Here is a 17585-nt window from a genome sequence, read left to right as displayed (position 1 = left end):
CATGTCAATCCCTCAGCAGCACGAATGTGATCCGAATAATCCGGAGGAAGCGTTCACCTGGGCGCTCGTGGGTTTGCCCGGCCCCAAGAATGCGCCGATGATCGTTCACCCCATGGTGCTACGGCAGTGGTCGAAACACCTGTGGGACTTGGGATTCAGGCACTGTTCCGAAGAACAGACGAAGGAATATCATCCGCCTGTTCGGGGCCATCACCATTGGCTCAACGGTTCGGGAAGCTGGGTGGAAAAGGGCACCCCACGCCCAGCGCGCATCACCGCACCCGATGTCACGGCATTGACGCCGCAGGAACGCGCCGATCTCGTGGAGCAGCTGCATCATCATGGTGACCTCGGCCATCTGGTGAACAACCAGGGCGCGCAGGCCGAGCCGGTCGGCGAAGCGGAGTCCCAATGACCACTCCCGATCGGAAGATCCCCGACGGCGCGCAGGTGTCGGGCGATTTCGGTGGTCTGCGTGACGGCCGAGATGTGGCATTCAGCGGCAACGATGGCCAGATCGGCAACTACAGCCAGCAGACATTCCGGGTGATGACCACCAGCGCGATGTCGAACGTGGTGCAGAAGGCCAATTTCCAGATGGGGAACTACGTCACTGCGGCCATCGACGAGATGCTGGCCGGGCTGTGTCGTGCGCTGGCGGGCGTCGAGGTGCTGGGCTTGCATCCATTGGGCTTTCTCAACGACTGGGCAAACAACCTCGATGCGCAGGCCAAGGAAGCGCTGTCGGGTATGGCCACGATTTCCAAGGGCATCACGGGCCCGATCACCGGCACGGCCTCGGGAAAGCCTTCCGACGTCTTGCCTGCGATGACTACATTGCAGACACGATTTCAGCAAATCCTGTTGCAGGGCAACGCCACTGTCATCACCTCCTCGCAGAACTACACGCCCACAAAGGGAATCCTGTCCCTGGACGTCATCCTGATCGGCGGTGGCGGCGGTGGCGGTGGCGGACGGTGGGATCTGCTGGCGGGCAACCGAGCGGCCGGTGGCGGTGGTGGTGGCGGCGGGGAGGTGCACACCAGCATCCCCGCGTCGCTGCTTCCGGTCGACAGCAACGGCAACTTCCTGCCGATCCCCATCACGGTGGGTGTCGGCGGGACAGGTGGTCCGCCCGGCGGTTGGAACGGAACAAACGGCACCGACACTGCCTTGGGGCGATGGCTGGCAGCAGGCGGCGGTCTCGGCGGACTGTGCAAGAACGGAGCCAGCACGGGATCGGGTGGCCTCGGCGGTTACGGCATGATCCCCGGTGGAACCGGGGGCAAATGCGGAGCCAACGGCGCGGACGATCCCAACCCCGCTCCCGGTCGTGGCGGCGATTCCATTTCGGGCTACGCGCTCTACGGCGGTGGTGGCGGTGGTGGCGGTGGTGCCGGCTTCACCGGCGGATACGGCCAAGCCGGTGGGCAGGGCGGGATCTCGTCGGGTGGTCCGCCGGGTGCTCCGGGAGCGCCTGGTACCTCTCCGTCTGCGATCGTCGCGACCGGCGGTGGTGGCGGCGGTGGCGGGTTCACCGGCTATGACGCCGGTGGTCCGGGCGCATTTCCCGCAGGCGGTGGTGGCGGTGGTGGCGGCAATGCCACTGGTGCTGCCAATGGCGGAAACGGAGCCGCCGGGATCGTGTTCCTGATCGAACGGACCAGTTGATGTTCGTTGCCAACCTGCGTGTGTTCACCGCATCGGACACCTGGAACCCGCCTGCGAACCTTTTCGCCGTCGACGTGATCCTGCGCGGCGGCGGAGGCGCCGGGAACGCGTCCACGGGTGGCGGTGGGGGACAGGCGATTCGAAATTCCCGAAGGATCCCGGCCGCGCTGCTGGCTCAACCGGTACCCGTCGTCGTCGGCATGGCAGGCAGCGGCGGCGGTGACGGGGGATCATCCAGCTTCGGCACCTGGCTGGCAGCAGCCGGTGGAAGCGGTGGAAACAGCAATGGGACCGGGGGTGGATTCGGTTTCCAGCGAGGTGGCAATGGCGGTGCCAACGGTCAACGCGGCGAATCGGTTTCCGGTGGAGTCATCACTCTGCTGGCCGGTGGTGGCGGTGGCGCCGGCGCTGGGTCCACCGGTGGCGGATCCGGACTGGTCCCCGCCGGCACGAGCAATCCATCGCTCTGGCAGGTAACCCAGTCCGGTGGCGGTGGCAACTCTGGCAGCGGCGGCGGGTTCCCGGCAGGTGGCGGTGGTGCCGGTGCGGCGGGTGCGGCAGGCCTCGTCACCGTCATCGAATATCTCTTCACTTACTGAACGGAATCACGCGAAATGAACACGGCAACACAAACTTCCATCGAGATCAACGGTTTCGCCGGTCCGGCTCGGCATTACGAACTCTCGGAGCCGCTCTTCGGGAATCATCACGTGATCGTGTGGACGCAGGATGCGTTCGGTATGCAGACCGCGGAGGCGGTCGTCGTACCGGCGCGCCCCGACGGTTCGGCGGTCACGATGACCAGATTGCCCGGCTCGTATGTCCATCCCGACGCAAGTCACGAAGAAGCGCTGAAGCTGGCCGGCTACGTGCTGGCGTAGCGAATCGTACGAATGGCCTGCTACCCGAGGACCACTCGGGCGACGGGCTACTGCGCTCACAATCGAATCAAGGAGTCGCCGATGACGATTTTTGGAATCGACATCTCCAACAACAACGGGCCGGATATCGATCTGGCTGAGGTTGCGCGGGAAGGTTTCTCGTTCATTTTCGCCAAGGTCAGTGAGGGCGACTATTTCGTCGACACGACCTGGCCGGATTATCGAGACACCGCGCAAGTCAACGGCCTGCTGGTCGCGGGCTATCACTATCTACGGGCAGACTGTGATATCGATGCCCAAGCGGACCTGTTCGTCGGCCGTCTGGGCGAAGCTGCGGCAATGGTCGACTTCGAAGCGAATTCCGGTGGCATCGATATCTTTTGGTCTTTTGTCAACGCCGTGAACGCCCGCGGCCGCGAGATCGACCTGTCCTATATACCGCGCTGGTACTGGCAGGAAATCGGCTCTCCCGACCTGTCGCAGGTACCCGGGCTGATCCAGTCCAGCTATGTCGACGGTACCGGTCCGGCCTCGGAGCTGTACCCCGGTGACGACTCGCCATTCTGGATCGGATTCGGCGGGCGCGCAGTGGATCTGCTCCAGTTCACCGACTCAGCGGAGGTCGCGGGGCACCGGGTCGACGCCGACGCCTTCGCCGGGACCGTGCAACAGCTCGAAGAGTTGTTCGGAAATCCCCGGCCCATTTCACCATCAGGAGTTTTTATGCCACTGCCAGACCCGCAGTCGGAAGACCATTATCAGAAGGTTTGCGAAATTTCGGCGGCGGCGCCATGAACGCGGGAGCATTCGTCGCCCGAAACGCCAAGACAGTGGTGTCGTTGATCGGCGGTCTGATCAACGTCATCGCCGTCGCGACCCTGCTCGTGCAGTACGCGCCGCCCGAGGTGGCCGGCGTGGGCACCGCATTGGCGACTGCGGCGGAAGTGCTGCGGAGTATCAACGTCTGGATCGTCCGGAACGAGCCACTGCTCGAAACGGCAGCCGAAATCGGCACCGAGCTCGTGAACTCGGTACAGAGCGCCGCTGATTCGACTGGAGCGTCGCCGACTCTGCATGGAGGCGCCTGATGGTCCTCGCCGAGACAGCGGTGCTGGGCGCGGCCACCTTCCTGGGCGGTTCCGGTACCACTGGATTCTTCAACTGGCTGCGGGCGCGTAAGCGCCAGGGCGCCGAGAACCTCCGCCATGAGGTATCGGCCGCGAAGGACGTCAACGACATGGCCATCGCCACCCTTGGGAAGGTGTCGGACGAGCTCCATGAGGTCACCGGCAGGCTCGACGCCGTCGAAGCCGCGCAGGAGGCCTCGATCCGTGAATTGAACCGAGTCACAGGGCTTTTTCGCGAGGCCCTCGCCGTCCTGCGTGGCGTGATCGAGGCCGCACAGCACGGCCGAATCCCAGAGCTACACATGTCCCGCGAACTCATGGACGAAGTAGCGCAGATCAGAGGAATTCCATGACATCACCGGTCGACCCCGGCTATCTCGGGTATCAGCCCACCGTCGAACCCCTCATCCTTACCGGCGGTGCCAGTTTCGTGCAGAAGATTCAGCCGTCGGGCGGCGCCGTATTCCCCACGGGCACAGCGGTAACCATCGTGTTGACCGCGCCCAGCGGAGCCCCGCTGGATTCGTGGGCGGCCACTGTCACCCCGACCGCGGCAACCTGGGTTGTGCCCAACGCGACCTGCGACCCGATCCCGGCAGGTTCCCGCTACACGATGCTGGTCACCTATCCCACCGTGCCCGCCACCAGCTACGCCTGGTACGAGGGCACCGTGATCCGGACCTAGGTTCGCCCAATCCTTCCTTCCCCCAGACGAGTTGGGTCCTAGGACCCAATCGTGCAACACCCAACCCACAAAGAAATGAGACGCAATCATGACTATCGCCGTCACCACCACCAAGAACGCGCTGTGCAACGCCTACGCCGCCGTCGGCGGTGCGAACACCTACGTGTCGATCCACACCAATGACCCGAGCACCACCGGCGCCAATGAGGCCTCGGGCGGCTCGCCGGCCTACGCCCGCGTCGCCACCACGTGGGGCGCTGCGGCCAACGGTGCGGTCACCGGCAGTCAGGTGACCATCAACCTGCCCGCCGGCACCTACACCTACGCAGGCCTGTGGACCGCAGCGACCGGCGGCACCTTCATCGACAAGGTCGCCATCGCCAGCACCACCCTGGGTTCCCAGGGCACCCTGCTGGTGACCCCCACCTTCACCATGACCTAAGCCGACGAACATTACTGAACCACAACCGAATTCGGAGGCGCTGTGACAGCAACAGCACAGGTGATCGCGGCGACGCCGCCGGCGCCGCCGACCGCGGCAACCGCGGTCCCGGCGCCACCGACCAACGTGGTGGTGGCGCCGGCACCCCCGCTGATCATCATCGACGGCACCCCGGTCCCGGTCATCCCGGCGTTCGTGTCAGCCAACTTCGGTGCGAACGGAATGCCGGCAGCGCCGTTCGTGCCGACGGCAAGAACCGTCGGTGCGAGCGGCGGACCGGGGTTCCTGACACTGGCGATGACCTCGGCGCAGCCGAGTTTGCCGGGCTTCGCCGGGATCGGGTCGGTGGCGATGCCGATCGCCGTCGGCCAGGGTGGAGTGGTCGTGGTCGCCGCGCGGTTCGGTGCGACCGGCGGGGCGTCGGTGAGCAACGCGGCATTCGGAGGCACTGGCCAGTTGTCGGTGTCGTTGACGCCGAAGTCCGTTGTGTGGCCGTCGTTCTACGGAACAGGCACTGCGACGGGCACGATCAGCTACGTCGCCTCGTTCAATGGGATCGGTTCGGCCACTGTGGAATCCAAGCCGATCGCACCTGTGCCCGAAGCCGTGACCGGATCGGGTTCGGCTACCGCTACCGTCGTGGTCAACGGCAAGGCCGTGCTATCGGCAGGGTTCGGCGGTGCCGGCATGACGTCCTCCGTCGTGGTGCCTGCGGTTTCGGCACCGGCCGCGGCGACCGGAGTCGGTGTGCTCACCGCGGTGACCGGCGTGTGCACCCCCGCCGTAGGCACCGGAACCCTGTCCGCATCGCTCGGGGTTCCCGCCGCCTTCGGCGGGGCCGGAACAGACTCCGCCGAGGCGTCTTTCCCTGCGGCAGGTGGCGGACTCGGCACACTGACTATGCCGGTCGTATCCACCGTAGCCGCGAGGTTCGGTGGAAGTGGCGGCCTGGTCGGAATGCAGGCCGCCAGTGCCTGGGCGGGTGCCGGAACGCTGTCGATGAGGACCGGAGGTGCCGCTCGACTCGGGGCTGCCGGTTCGGCGGCCGCGACGACCGGCGGTCCCGGTCCATTTACCGGGGCTGGAACCCTGTCCGCGACTTCGCAGCAAGGGTTCAAGCCTTCGGGTATGACGAAGAACGGCACCCAGCAGACGCCATCTACGCAGAACGCTTGGGCTCCGATTCTTGGATGGACGGCCAACACCGCGACCTATCCGGGGTCGGTTGTCGCGTCGAATGCCCTTGTTTCCCAAGGTGACAAAGCGTCGGTCACGGTCGCGGCCGGTGTCGCCTGGACGGCAAGCATGTTCGGCAACGTCATTCAGGTGTGCATCAAGAAGAACGGCACTGTCATAGCCACCAGCACGGCCGCGAGCACCAGCCCAGCTACGGTCAGTGCAACGCTCGCGGTAGCCAACGGTGAGCAGATCACGGTGGAGGTCTGCGACACCGGGAGCTACGCCAACTACCCGGCGACCATCACCGCAGGCAGTACTACGTACGTCCGTATCACCTGACGTATTGCCCGAAAATGTCCCTGTCTCGCCTGGCGAGACAGGGACATTTCGTGTTTCTGGGCAGTGTCTCGATCGCTGAGAAGTACCACGACACCGCAGCGAGTGAGGCGCACCACGTGGCCGGAGGCTGACCGGTCGTGGCTACGGCCATCGAGCCTCAGTCGAAAGCAGCCAGGCAGTGAACACAACGTAGGTCCACCATTCGAACCAATTTACGTCCTGCGCAATTGCTTTCGAGGTATCCGACTGCAGCGCATCATCGGTGAATCGTCGTCGGCGTGGCTTGGATACCGTTGACCAGAGCGGCTCGCGAAGACGGAAATTGAACCCGCGCCTCCCCGTCTCTGCGAAAGGTGCTCTACCGCCTGAGCTACTTCGCGGCCGCTGGGTCAACGTAAGGGCCGGGAATTCTTGTGGCTATTGAATTTCCCGGTTCCTACGTTGATAGCTTTCGAGATCGGTCGCCGGGCTCGAGATCTGTTGCGATTGGAATAGCTACTGGGTGAATGCGAAGATTCCGCCACACCGATAGAGCGTGGGAGTGCCCAGGGGAGCTTCGGGCGCGAGGGCGCTGCCTGTGTCCGGTCCCGGCATCGGCCCGGGGGCCGCGGCACCGAGCAGGCTGCCGATCAGCATTCCCGGGAGCGCTCCAACACCGGAACCGGCGACGAGACCGATCGCCATCCCGGCCAAACTCCCTACTGCTCCGGCGATGACCGCCGTCTTGCAGAACTGCGCCTGCTCCGGAGTGAGTGCGATCGGGACGGCCACGCTGGGTCCGGTCGCTTGGGAATGTGCAACGGGCATAGCGACACTTTGCGCGCCCAGCTGGTTTTGACTCGGCGCCGCGTTAGCAGTGCCGGCAACAAGCGTCGTCGCGGCAATCGACAGCATGGCTGTCGCCGCGAACTTGGTGATATTCATCGATCCCCATCCACATAAACCCAGGGAGAGTAGCCCTCCCCCCGGCCCCGGGAATCTAATGCCCGGCCACCAAGAATTGCAAATACGCAATCCCGTTCGATAGTCGGAATCCGTTGCGACTGAGGCTCCTGGCATCTACTAGAACTGATCGTGAGGCGGGACACTCGCCCCCACAAGGAGGCCGCATGCCTCCAGCACATTCACCCGAATTACGGCAGCGAGACATCGAATTGGCCCGGGCTGGAGCCCATTCCATCGGTCAGTCGCCCAGAATCTGGGGATCGCCGAATCGCGTCTGCGGAATGGCTCAAACGCGCCGACACCGCCTACTCGTCGGACACGGCCCCACCTGCCCTGAATCCCCAAACTGGCAGCACCGCAATAACTGTCATCGCGCCATCACTTCCAGCAACCGCACACAACTGCGACCAACACCCGGCAGCTCTTTTCGTTGAGGGGGACATGAGCCGGGGATTTGTCCGGTTACACCAGCCTCATGTCCCCCTGAACGTGTTACACCTGGGCCGCCCCTTGCTTGATCAGTCTCTCTGGGGGTTCAGGTCTCGCACGCTGGTCGGCTCCACGTCGATCACGATCAGCTCAAGGGGTTGGGGTGTGGACATGTCGGCGGGTAGTTCCGTGAGGTGGGGTTGGTGTTCGTCCAGGGGCATTGGCCAGGCGTCCGCGCCAACCATCGATCAGGAGCCGTCCTCGTGCTGAAGGGTAGCGGCCTTCCGGCGGTGCCCGGGTTGCCTTGCTGGGTGCGGCCTTCGGGGAGTCATCGCGCGTACCTGCGGAACTTGGTGGTCCAGGCCGCGCGCCCTCTGGGGTGAGTTGCTGGTTCGTATCCGGCGGCACTTGGGATACGCCCGCCACGTCCTGGCCGACCTCGCGGGCGCCGCGTCCGTCCGACACCGCCGGATCGCGTCGGCAAATCTGGATCTGGGTCTGGCGCTCGTCGCCGCCGACAAACCCGATGAGGCTGCGGATGTGGCCCTGCTCGCGGTGAGCTCGGGGCGTCTACCGGCGCGTGGCCGAAGTGGTTGCGGGGATCGAGGACCAGGGTGCACCGGACGCCGCCATGGTGCGCGAACCCTTCCGGGACCTCTACTCGCCCCGCGTAGTGCCTGAGTGAACTGCCTCTGGCCTGGCGGAGTTCAGGAGCCGGTTAGGACGCGGGCGGCTGGGGCGGCGGCGAGGGTGCCGTTTGATGCGTTGGGGTAGTCGTCGGGGGTTATCGCGTTTGTGGTGAAATCGTGCGTCCATGCGAGGGCGAGTGTGGTCAGGGTGGTCGAATTCGGTTGTGTGGGAACGCCGCACAGGAGTTCTCCCAAGGTGTCGGAGCTTGCGCCCTCGGCGTCGGTGTGGGCGCCTGAGGGGAGTTCGACGCCGACGAAGGTGCGATGTAGTCGGGTGCGGACGGTGAGGGTGCCTAGGCCGAAGCTGTTGCACATTGATGCGGGGGATGACACGGTCAGCACTGGGAGGGGGGTGGGGCCCAGGCCTGATAGGGCGCGATCCATGTTGTCGCCGAGGAAGGAACGGACCGGGTCCAGGAGGATTACGCCGTCGAGGGTGGGCCAGGCGTCGGGGTGGAGGGTTCGGATTTGCTCGGCGACGTATAGGGCGGCTTCCGCGCCGGCGGAGTGGCCGATGAAGACCTGGTCGTGGGGGATTCGGGGAATTGGCTTGTGCGCCAGACGTGCCGCGTTGGCGAGGCTGGTTGCGAGTGGTCCGGTGGTGTCGGAGGCCGTGCTGAACATGGCGGCCACGCCGCGCAGGAATGCGGTGTTGTCGCCGAGGTTTTGGAGTGTGCAGCCGGAGAGGTTCAGGAACGGCAGGCTTGGGGTGAATACGAGATATCCGGCTTCGGCGAAGGCGGTGGCTAGGGCTGCTACGTGGGTGTTGTTGCGGGCGAATCCGTGCTGAATCCACACCAGTGCGATGGGATCACCTTCCGGCACATACCAATTGGCGTCTTGTTCGAGGGTGGTCGCGGCGCAGGGGAGGGTGACCGTGCCGGTGAGTTCGGTGGCGGCTGATGCTGTGGAGGCGGTGCAGAGGACGGCGGTGAGTAGGGCTGCCGCGATGGTGAGGGCCGGGGTTCGGTGGATCATGGGGGGACTCCCGCGCTGTGAATACGCTCGTTTCCCTTGATGGAACGACGTTTCCTTTGTTGGGAGATTATTAGGAGGTATGGGCGGCTGCCTGTCAAGCGGAACGCCGAGGTCGAGTGCGTCGGTGCCGAGAACTTCGGCACCGACGCATGATCGGCGTTACTGGTAGGTGGGATCGGGCCAAGCGCCGATCGAACGCGAGCGGACCGGTTCGATGAACCGCGGGGACATGCTGTGCGGGAAGTCCGGACCCCAGTTGGTGGCGTCGCCTGTCATGACGATCTTGGCATTGTCGGTGTACCAGTCGACGAGGTCGGCGTCGGAGCGGACGATCCAGCTGCAGCCGCGTTCGGCGTCGGCGGTGAAGTCGCCGTGGCGGATGCCCTTCGGTCGCCAGAAATACGTTCCGGGCCACATCTTTCCGTAGTTGTAGTCGAATCCGCCGTCCAGGCAGTACGCCTCTTCGCTACAGGGGTGATGGGCGAGGGGCTCCTCCCGCCATCCGGGCTTGGCCTTGATCAGGCGGGTGTAGAAGCCGGTCTTCTCGTCGCGGTGCAGCATTTTGATGTACAGCCCCGGCACGGGCGTGCCGCCCAGGTCGAAGCGCATGGGGCTGCCGTCCTTGACATCGATCCAGGGCATCGCGGCCGAGTCCATGATCACGAGTTTCTGGTCCGGGCGGACGAATTCGCGATCGGCGTCGGCCAGGTCGAAACCCCAGTCGCCGCGTTCGCGGAACAGCAGGATCTCGGTGCCCGCCGTGACGGTGATCGCCGGTGTCCGGACGCCGATGGGTGCCATCCAGAAGCCTTCGGGTCCGAGTTCGGTATCGCCGATGGTGACCCGGCCGCGGAGCACGAACCATTCCGTCTCGGCGTGATGCACTCCGGCGGGCCGTGACCAGTCGCTGGTGAACCGCACCTTGAGCGAGGCCGAGCCGTCCTCTTCGTCGTAGCTGAGATTGCGCTGTTCGGCTGTGCCGGTGGCGTTCTGGAACTCGGCGAGGTGCCAGATCAGGTCGGTTTCGTCAATGAGTTCTACGTGTGGACGCATGGGATTCTCCCTGAGCGGAGCAAGTATTTCCGATGCAGAATGTACCGCTTACTAATAACCGAAACAAGTTGTATTGTTTACATCGTGACCCGACCTGGACGCCCCGCCGGACCCGCGACCGAGACCGAGGAAGCGGTCTTGACCGCGGCCCTGGACGTGTTGCTCACCGAAGGCGCCACCGCGCTGACTCCGCAACGGCTGCACCTGATTACGGGTGTCGCGCGCACCACGATCTACCGGCACTGGCCGACGCCCCGGGCCTTCCTGTCGGCATTGATCGACGTCGCCCCGCATCCGCCCGCCCGCCCCACCGGCGACCCCGTCGCGGACCTGCACACCGAGGTGGACTTGCTGTGTAATCGGTTGCGGGACAAGCCGGTCGCGGCCTTCCTGCAAGCCTTGGTCACCGCCTCGGCCGGTGATCCGAGCTGTGTCGAATTGCGGCAGCGTTATGTCATGGACCTGCTCGCTCCCTTTCGCGGCGCGGTGCGCGCCATTGGAGTGAGAGGTGCGGAGCGCGTGGAAGAGGTTGTCATGGCGATCGTTTCACCGCTGCTGGTCGATGCCCTATTGCTGGATCGGCCCGCCGATCGTGATCGCGCCCAGCGTGCCGTCGACGACTTCCTGAGCCGCGTCGGCTCCTGACCCGCATCGAATCCCCCTGTGCCACCGAGGAATGACGAATGACCAATGCCGTCGGACCGCGCGCCGTCTTCGGCGTGATCGTGCCCAGTACCAATACCGTTGTCGAACACGACTATTGGAAAGCCGGACTCCCCGGCATCGCCTACCGTGCGGGTTCGATGTACATCCCGGACCCCGTCATGGGCAATGACGAGGACTTCCAGGGCCTGCTCGGTCAGATCCGCGCCTCCATCGACACCGCGGTGCGCGACGCGCTCACCGCCGAGCCCGACCGCATGGTCATGGGCATGTCTGCCGAAACCTTTTGGGGCGGTGTAGAAGGCAACGCCGCATTCGAGAAGCGGCTGCGTGCCCGCACCGGGCTACCGGTGACGACGGGCGCAGCCTCCTGCCGGGCGGCCCTGCGTGAGTTGGGCTGTCACCGGATCTCGGTGTTCTCGCCCTATCAACCGATCGCGGACAAGGAGGTCGGCCGCTTCTTGACCGAAGCGGGTTTCGAGGTCGCTGCCATCACCGGATTGCGCTGTCCGACCGCCATGGATATCGCCAAAGTGGGTGAGGACCGGCTGCGTTCGGTGGTCGCCGAACTCGACGGCCCCGGGGTGGAGGCGATAGTGCAGGTGGGCACGAACCTCTCCTTCGTGGCCCAGGCGGATCGGCTGGAACGCGAGCTCGGCAAGCCGGTGATCGCGATCAATGCCGCCACACTATGGAACGCACTGCGCGAGCACGGTTTCGACGATCGCGTGGACGGTGCGGGAACGCTGCTGCGGGAGCACTGATGGCCGAACCGAATGCGCGATCGGCCCTGTATGTTCCGGGCAACAAACCGGAGCTGTTCGACAAGGCCCTCGACGGCCCCGCCGATGTGATCCTGCTCGATCTCGAGGATTCGGTACCGCCGCAGCAGAAGGACTCTGCCCGCGCCGAAGTCGCAGCGTGGTTGCGCACCGCCCCCACTGCCGATCGCCGGATCTGGGTGCGAGTGAACCCGGGCGAGTTGGGACGCGAGGATCTTCGCCTGGTCGCTCAACCGGCGACGGCCGCAATCTGTCTCGCCAAAATCGAATCAGCGCAACAGGTTGCGGCAGCGAGCGCGCTCCTCGACGATATCGGACCGAGCGCTGCAGCCATCCGGCTATGCCCGCTCTTGGAAAGCGCGGCAGCCGTATTCGCCGCGCGTGAGATAGCGGCCGCTCCGCGAGTTCTGCGTCTGCAACTGGGAGAAGCGGACCTACGCGCAGAACTCGGCGTCACCCCCGGCGCCGACGAACGAGAAATGCTGCTCGTCAGAAGCCAGGTCGTAATGGCCAGTGCCGCGGCAGGTATCGCACCACCACTAGGCCCTGTACGCACCGACTTCCGCGATTTGAACGCCTTGCGTGACTCAACACTTGCCCTGGCGCGCCTGGGGTTCCGCGGCCGTACCTGTATTCACCCCACCCAAGTTCCGATCGTGAACGAGGTGTTCACACCCGATGACGTGGAGCGGGAGCGTGCCAGGACAGTGCTTGCCCGCTTCGAGTCATCCAGTGGGGGCGTGATTTTGGACGACGAGGGGCGCATGGTCGACTTGGCGGTAGTTCGTCATGCGCGCCGCGTCCTCGGAATGGGGTAAGTAGGTCAGTGATCGCGCAGCAGTGACCCCGCGCCCTGGATCGGAGTGTCGATACCGTTGTCGCGCAGAGCCATCCACCAGGTGGCGGCATTGATCGCGATCACCGGCTTGCCGAGCCAGCGTTCGGCCTCATCGGCGAGCCGGACCATGGACAGGTTGGTGCCGCATTGGATGAGGGCATCGACGTCATCGCCGTCGACTTCCAGCAGCGCGGAACGCAGCTCGTCCTCGCCCACGTGCGCGATGGAAACGGCCGTGGGGCAGCGCAATCCTTTGATGGCCGCGACTTCGAAGCCGAGCTCGCCGAAGAACCGGACCACGTTCTCGTCGCCGATGGGCTGGTAGGGGGTCACGACGCCGATGCGTTTCGCGCCGTAGAGGTTCAGTGCTCGGCGACAGGCTTCAGCCCCGGTAGCAACTTCGAGGCCCGTGACGTCGTGGATCTGTTTGACGAACTGCCGGTTGCCTTCTATCCCGCCCCAGAAGGTTTCGGCGGACATGCCCATGACCATGTAGTCGGGTTCACAGGTCAGGACGCGTTCACAGGCGGCGACGATCTCGGCGCGGATCTGTTCGAGCAGCCGGTCCATTCCGGCGTCGTCGCTCATATTCTGGTCGCGGATGTGGATGCGGCTGAAATGGGCGGTCACGCCGGGCACGGTCATGCGATAGAAATCGGGTTCGACAATGGTGTTGGTGGAGGGGGCGATCACGCCGAATTTGCGGCGCCAGCCGAGGGCGTCGGTCATCGGATCAGCTCCTTGTCGGGGTCGGCGGCCGCAGCAGCGGGCGCATGCGAGAGTCGCCAGGCGGCGACGAGGAAGGCGGCCTGAGCCGCGGTATTGCAGACCTGCTCGACCCATTGCAGCGCGACGGTCTGATCGGGTCGCGAGGCGAGCGGGCCGAGAATGAAGAACACCAGCAGTTGACCGCCGAACAGCGCGGCGGTGACGGTATCGCCGCGCATGCGGGACACCTCGATCAGGTGAACTCCGGCGATGGTGGCGAAGACGGTGGTGCTCACCAGCATGGTTATCGGGTCGGCGGCCAAGATCGCGCCGAGCCCGCAGAGCACGGTCAGGCCCGGGACGAGCAGTAACAGCCAGCGGGGTGTCTCACCATGGCGGTGTCGACCCAATGCCAGGCACAGCAGCCCGAATCCGAGTGACAGCAGCGGAAACAGCATGCCGCGCAACCATGGCAGGTCGGGTCCACCGCCCGCTGCGATAAGTTTGGCGGTGGCCTTGGCGAGTCCGCCCGCGCCGATCAGTGCTGCCGCGCACACGGCGCGCGCGGGGGTCAGGATGCGCCCGAGGAACAGGACTCCGCCGATGGTGAGGAGCACCGGGGCGAAGTCCTCGACGGCGAGCGGCACCGGATATACGATCGCGCTCATTCGGCGAACAGATCCCGTGTGCGGAACGGCGCGGCGGCGAACCGGCCGATAACCTTCGGAGTGGTCAGCCATCCGACGTGCGCGCCATTGCGGGTACGAGTGACCGCGCGTTCGGCCAGCCACGGCGCGACCGTCTCGACGCGGTCGGCGAGAATATTGAACACCTTGCGCGCCTTCGCCAATTCGGCCGGATCGTCGTAGCCGTGGGTAAGCAGATCGGTGGCCACCATGCCGGGGCTGAGCAAGCCGACCGACACGCCCGCCGGGACCTCCTTGACCAGGGCCCGGGTCAGATAGGTGACGGCTCGTTTGCTCGCGCCGTAGGTGCTCAACCCGGGAACGGTGCGGCCGTCGCTGCCGAGTCCCTCCATATTCCAGACATGTCCGCCTCCGGCCGCGCGCATGGCCGCGATGGCGACCGCCGAACCATTGAGCACCCCGAGCAGATTGGTGTCGATCACCTGCCGGGCCGTGGCGACCGGCAACTCCCACAGCGGTTTCCGGTCATGGGAGATGCCCGCATTGTTGATCCAGACGTCGACGCTGCCGAATCGTTCGACGGCGACATCCCAGAGGTGTTGCAGCTGTTCACGATCGGTGACGTCGGCGGTGGTCACCAGGGCTTCGCCGGTCAGTTCGCCGCGCACCTTCGTCACCCGCTCGGCATCGGTACCGCAGAGCGCGACCCTATGTCCCCGCGCAAGCAGTGCGTGCGCCATCCCGAGTCCGATGCCGCGGGTGCCGCCGGTCACCACCACGGTGCTCATGACCGCTCCAGGACGCCGTGCATGACCGCGGTCAGGGTGTTGTGCTCGAACATCTGGTAGACGACGGCGAGGCGACTGCCCGCACCCATGCCGGGCTCGGCGTCCATCATGAATTCCCGGCCGATCAGGCGGCGGCCGTCGGCGGTATGCAGACGAACGAAATTGGCTCGGCCATACGAGTTTCCATTGCCCCACACATCGGGCCCTTCATGGAAGGAACGCACCCCATCACGGCGCACGGTGATGCGCCAACGAGATTCCACCGGCCCGGACATGACGAGCCGATGCTCGGCCACCAGCAGATTGACCGGATCGATCTCGAGTTCCATCCGCAGTCTGCCGAGCGGCTGCTGCCCGGCGGACCACAGTTCCAGGTCTCCGGCGTAGCGGCTCTTGTCCTTGGTCGGCACGGTGAATATGGCCGCACCACAGCGGGTTTCATTCGCAATGCGTTCTTCGGTCAGCGCCGGATCGCGGGTGTAGATGCCGTTGAACACGCCGACCATGGCCGGGCCCTGGTACAGGACCGACGAATACACCTGGGTGTCGCCGAGCGTCTGGTTCCAGGTTTTGAGCGACACCTGCCAGCCGGGCCCGTAGTAGTTGGCGTCGACGAATCCGCCGTAGGGCTGCCCGGATCCGAAGAAGTCGGGCCCGGTGTAGATGCGGTCGGCGTCCGAGTCGCGCACGCCGAACGCGAAGGGCGCGCCCAGCGCGAAGCGGCCCGCGAGGTCACCGCCGCCGGTGAGCCCGCCGTCCATGTAGTAGGTGGTGACGCCCTCGGCGAAGACCGATGATCGGCGGATGTCCTCGAAGCCGCGCCAGGTGCCCTCGGCATCGAAAAGCGAGGGGCGGCCGACCCATTCGCCCGCGATCCGCTGCTGGAACTCGCTCGGTGCGCTCACACGATCAGCTCCCCGCGTACCCGCTCGGACTGCTCGGCTCCCAGCAATCGGGTGACCTGTGCCCACACCGGATCGACCGCGGGACTGAACAGGTTCGCGCGATTGGCGCGGTCACGCGCCGCGGGATCCTCGCCCACGGCGGGAACTCCCTTGTCCACCAGCGTGAGCCAGTGCTCGAGGTAGGCGTCCACAGTGCCGGTCAGCGTGCCGAACGCCGCGGCGTCGGCCCGGCACACCACCATCCACGGCGACATGAGCGCCCGCTGCCGAGGTCCGATGGCGGCAGGACTTACGCCCTCGATTCGCCAGGCATCCTCGAGCAGTGAGGTGAGCGGCAGATAGGCGGCATCGAGATATTCCAGGTGCACAGCCAGATCGGCGCGCGGAATCAGGTCCAGGTGCATCGCGTAGTACTCGCCGCCATACACCGAGTCCAGCGTGAAATGCGGTACCGCGGAATCGCTTCCGGTGAAGGCGAAGATCATATGACTGTCCAGCCCGATGGGCGGCACCACCAGATCCACGGTCACCGCCTTGTCGATCGGACCGCCGCGCAGTACCCGCAGCCGCCCCACCGGATCCGCGGACATGGCGCTGGTGAGCGCCACGTCCTCGACCGTCTCCAGGTCGAGCGCGGAAATCAGGGTGGTGAGGGTGCGCTCGCTGAGCGCGGCGGGCAGGCTCGGCGTGTTCGCCGATTCGGTTGTGCTCATTGGCCATTGCCTCCGGTGCGGGCCTTGTGCACCCAGGCACTGGCCAGTTCGGGATTGTCGCGGCGGGCGGGTGAGGCGATGACGGTGGCGGTGCGCCGGGGCGCGTCGCCGGTGATGATGTCGTCGCCGCCGACCCACCAGCCCTGTTTCATTAGTTCCAGACGCCGCCGGCGGTAGGCCACCTGGAGGCCGTCACTGCGCACGTGCAGTTCGTCGGACAGATCGAAGGGCAAGAGTTCGGGCCGTTGAGATTCCACGACGGGCTGATCCTGGAGCAGGATCTTCTCGATCCGCTTGCGCGCGTTGCCATCCGCCCACGCGCCCGTGAAGAAGTTTCGGAAGCCGAGAATCTTGACCAGCGTCTTGTCCTGCGACAGCGGGATATTGAAGTCGTAGAGGATGAGATCGCCGATCGGCAGCCGCACATGCAGCTTCACGATATTGGGCAGGTACCAGGCATTGGTGACGGTCACGTACTCGGCGCGCGGTTTGCGCCGCGCGAGCATGCCCCACAACCCCTTGGGTGGCGGCGGGCTCAGTTGAATATCGGCTTCGGCGGACCAATCCGTCTGGCGCACACGAAAATCGGGGATCTCCGGCTTGTCCGGGTTGCCGAACGCAGTGCCGTGCACGAAGGGGGTGTGCGAGGCGTCGACCACATTCTCGAAGGTGCGCTCGTAGTTGGCGTCGATCACCATATCGACCTGCACCGCCCGGAAGGCGGGGTCGTTCCATTGCGGGATCTCGGGGATGGGCGGCCGTTCGTCCTCTGGAAGGTCGCCCAGGAACGCCCAGATCATGCCGTCACGCTCTACGGTCGGATAGGCGTCCACCCGGGCCTTGCGCGGGATCTTGCGTTCCTCGGCATTGGCCGGGATCCTCACGCACACGCCTTCGGAGCTGTATTGCCACCCGTGATAGGGACAGGTGATGCAGTCGCCGGTGACCTTGCCCATCGACAGCGCGCCGCCGCGATGCACGCACAGGTCCGAAAGGCATACGGCGGCACCGGCTTCGGTGCGATACAGGACGAAATCCTGACCGAGACACGTCACCTTGCGCGGTTCCCGCGTCACCCGGTCCGCGAATTCCACCGCGTACCAGAAGTTCTTCAACATCGTCG

22 protein-coding genes and 1 tRNA gene are annotated in these 17585 nt (G+C 65.3%); 13 read left to right on the top strand and 10 right to left on the bottom strand.

Annotated elements, in window-relative coordinates; all coding sequences use genetic code 11:
- The first annotated feature begins 1 nt into the window (after position 1).
- The 10 genes from AB0N05_RS35240 to AB0N05_RS35195 all read left to right on the top strand — a co-directional run bounded on the left by AB0N05_RS35240 (position 2) and on the right by AB0N05_RS35195 (position 6324).
- Complete coding sequence (locus AB0N05_RS35240) at positions 2-415, top strand: DUF2744 domain-containing protein (RefSeq protein ID WP_364702341.1); 414 nt, start codon at positions 2-4, stop codon at positions 413-415.
- Complete coding sequence (locus AB0N05_RS35235) at positions 412-1671, top strand: glycine-rich domain-containing protein (RefSeq protein ID WP_364702339.1); 1260 nt, start codon at positions 412-414, stop codon at positions 1669-1671. Before AB0N05_RS35240 ends, AB0N05_RS35235 begins: the two co-directional genes overlap by 4 nt.
- Positions 1671-2270 (top strand): hypothetical protein, encoded by a 600-nt coding sequence (locus AB0N05_RS35230; RefSeq protein ID WP_364702336.1) that lies wholly within the window; start codon positions 1671-1673, stop codon positions 2268-2270. The genes AB0N05_RS35235 and AB0N05_RS35230 overlap by 1 nt, the downstream gene beginning before the upstream one ends.
- A gap of 15 nt (positions 2271-2285) precedes the next feature.
- On the top strand, positions 2286-2552 hold the full coding sequence (locus AB0N05_RS35225; protein WP_364702334.1) for a hypothetical protein: 267 nt from the start codon (positions 2286-2288) through the stop codon (positions 2550-2552).
- 81 nt (positions 2553-2633) lie between these two features.
- Positions 2634-3347 (top strand): glycoside hydrolase family 25 protein, encoded by a 714-nt coding sequence (locus AB0N05_RS35220; protein ID WP_364702332.1) that lies wholly within the window; start codon positions 2634-2636, stop codon positions 3345-3347.
- Positions 3344-3640 (top strand): hypothetical protein, encoded by a 297-nt coding sequence (locus tag AB0N05_RS35215; protein WP_364702329.1) that lies wholly within the window; start codon positions 3344-3346, stop codon positions 3638-3640. Before AB0N05_RS35220 ends, AB0N05_RS35215 begins: the two co-directional genes overlap by 4 nt.
- Positions 3640-4032, top strand: coding sequence for a hypothetical protein (locus tag AB0N05_RS35210; RefSeq protein WP_364702327.1), 393 nt, complete (start codon positions 3640-3642; stop codon positions 4030-4032). The genes AB0N05_RS35215 and AB0N05_RS35210 overlap by 1 nt, the downstream gene beginning before the upstream one ends.
- Positions 4029-4364 (top strand): hypothetical protein, encoded by a 336-nt coding sequence (locus AB0N05_RS35205; RefSeq protein ID WP_364702324.1) that lies wholly within the window; start codon positions 4029-4031, stop codon positions 4362-4364. Before AB0N05_RS35210 ends, AB0N05_RS35205 begins: the two co-directional genes overlap by 4 nt.
- Positions 4365-4452: 88 nt before the next feature.
- Positions 4453-4806 carry a hypothetical protein gene (locus tag AB0N05_RS35200; protein WP_364702321.1) on the top strand — a complete coding sequence of 118 codons (354 nt, stop codon included), beginning with the start codon at positions 4453-4455 and terminating at the stop codon, positions 4804-4806.
- 42 nt (positions 4807-4848) lie between these two features.
- Entirely contained in the window at positions 4849-6324 is a 1476-nt protein-coding gene (locus AB0N05_RS35195; RefSeq protein ID WP_364702319.1) for a hypothetical protein, read from the top strand.
- A gap of 307 nt (positions 6325-6631) precedes the next feature.
- Here the strand turns inward: AB0N05_RS35195 and AB0N05_RS35190 are convergent.
- From AB0N05_RS35190 to AB0N05_RS35175, 4 genes are all read right to left on the bottom strand, one after another.
- A tRNA-OTHER gene (locus AB0N05_RS35190) sits at positions 6632-6704 on the bottom strand.
- Positions 6705-6819: 115 nt separating this feature from the next.
- Entirely contained in the window at positions 6820-7131 is a 312-nt protein-coding gene (locus tag AB0N05_RS35185; protein ID WP_364702316.1) for a hypothetical protein, read from the bottom strand.
- Between the two features lie 1274 nt (positions 7132-8405).
- Positions 8406-9365: a hypothetical protein gene (locus AB0N05_RS35180; RefSeq protein WP_364702313.1), complete on the bottom strand. Its 960-nt coding sequence runs from the start codon at positions 9363-9365 to the stop codon at positions 8406-8408.
- 159 nt (positions 9366-9524) lie between these two features.
- Complete coding sequence (locus AB0N05_RS35175; protein WP_364702311.1) at positions 9525-10418, bottom strand: DUF4437 domain-containing protein; 894 nt, start codon at positions 10416-10418, stop codon at positions 9525-9527.
- Positions 10419-10502: 84 nt separating this feature from the next.
- Here AB0N05_RS35175 and AB0N05_RS35170 point away from each other — a divergent pair, with 84 nt between their 5' ends.
- Genes AB0N05_RS35170 through AB0N05_RS35160 form a run of 3 tightly spaced genes read left to right on the top strand, consistent with a single transcriptional unit; the run spans position 10503 to position 12681 of the window.
- A complete protein-coding gene (locus AB0N05_RS35170; RefSeq protein WP_364702309.1) occupies positions 10503-11063 on the top strand; it encodes a TetR-like C-terminal domain-containing protein in 561 nt (186 codons plus the stop codon).
- Positions 11064-11101: 38 nt separating this feature from the next.
- A complete protein-coding gene (locus AB0N05_RS35165) occupies positions 11102-11845 on the top strand; it encodes an arylmalonate decarboxylase (RefSeq protein ID WP_364702307.1) in 744 nt (247 codons plus the stop codon).
- Positions 11845-12681, top strand: a complete 837-nt coding sequence (locus AB0N05_RS35160; RefSeq protein ID WP_364702304.1) for a CoA ester lyase — start codon at positions 11845-11847, stop codon at positions 12679-12681. The genes AB0N05_RS35165 and AB0N05_RS35160 overlap by 1 nt, the downstream gene beginning before the upstream one ends.
- A 5-nt stretch (positions 12682-12686) precedes the next feature.
- On the opposite strand, the gene AB0N05_RS35155 is transcribed toward AB0N05_RS35160, so the two are convergent.
- The 6 genes from AB0N05_RS35155 to AB0N05_RS35130 are packed head-to-tail and all read right to left on the bottom strand — an operon-like array spanning position 12687 to position 17580.
- Positions 12687-13430, bottom strand: coding sequence for an arylmalonate decarboxylase (locus tag AB0N05_RS35155; RefSeq protein ID WP_364702301.1), 744 nt, complete (start codon positions 13428-13430; stop codon positions 12687-12689).
- Positions 13427-14077: a hypothetical protein gene (locus AB0N05_RS35150; RefSeq protein ID WP_364702298.1), complete on the bottom strand. Its 651-nt coding sequence runs from the start codon at positions 14075-14077 to the stop codon at positions 13427-13429. Before AB0N05_RS35150 ends, AB0N05_RS35155 begins: the two co-directional genes overlap by 4 nt.
- Entirely contained in the window at positions 14074-14844 is a 771-nt protein-coding gene (locus tag AB0N05_RS35145) for an SDR family oxidoreductase (protein WP_364702295.1), read from the bottom strand. The genes AB0N05_RS35150 and AB0N05_RS35145 overlap by 4 nt, the downstream gene beginning before the upstream one ends.
- The gene (locus AB0N05_RS35140; protein ID WP_364702292.1) at positions 14841-15749 is read right to left on the bottom strand and encodes a hypothetical protein; all 909 of its coding nucleotides are present in this window, start codon (positions 15747-15749) and stop codon (positions 14841-14843) included. The genes AB0N05_RS35145 and AB0N05_RS35140 overlap by 4 nt, the downstream gene beginning before the upstream one ends.
- Positions 15746-16462 (bottom strand): hypothetical protein, encoded by a 717-nt coding sequence (locus tag AB0N05_RS35135; RefSeq protein ID WP_364702289.1) that lies wholly within the window; start codon positions 16460-16462, stop codon positions 15746-15748. Before AB0N05_RS35135 ends, AB0N05_RS35140 begins: the two co-directional genes overlap by 4 nt.
- Complete coding sequence (locus tag AB0N05_RS35130; RefSeq protein WP_364702286.1) at positions 16459-17580, bottom strand: aromatic ring-hydroxylating dioxygenase subunit alpha; 1122 nt, start codon at positions 17578-17580, stop codon at positions 16459-16461. The genes AB0N05_RS35135 and AB0N05_RS35130 overlap by 4 nt, the downstream gene beginning before the upstream one ends.
- Positions 17581-17585 lie beyond the last annotated feature (5 nt).

The sequence above is a fragment of the Nocardia sp. NPDC051030 genome, assembly GCF_040683015.1.
GTDB lineage: Bacteria > Actinomycetota > Actinomycetes > Mycobacteriales > Mycobacteriaceae > Nocardia.
The sequence above is the reverse complement of the archived record's forward strand: the minus strand, read 5'-3'. Positions and strand labels throughout refer to the sequence as shown.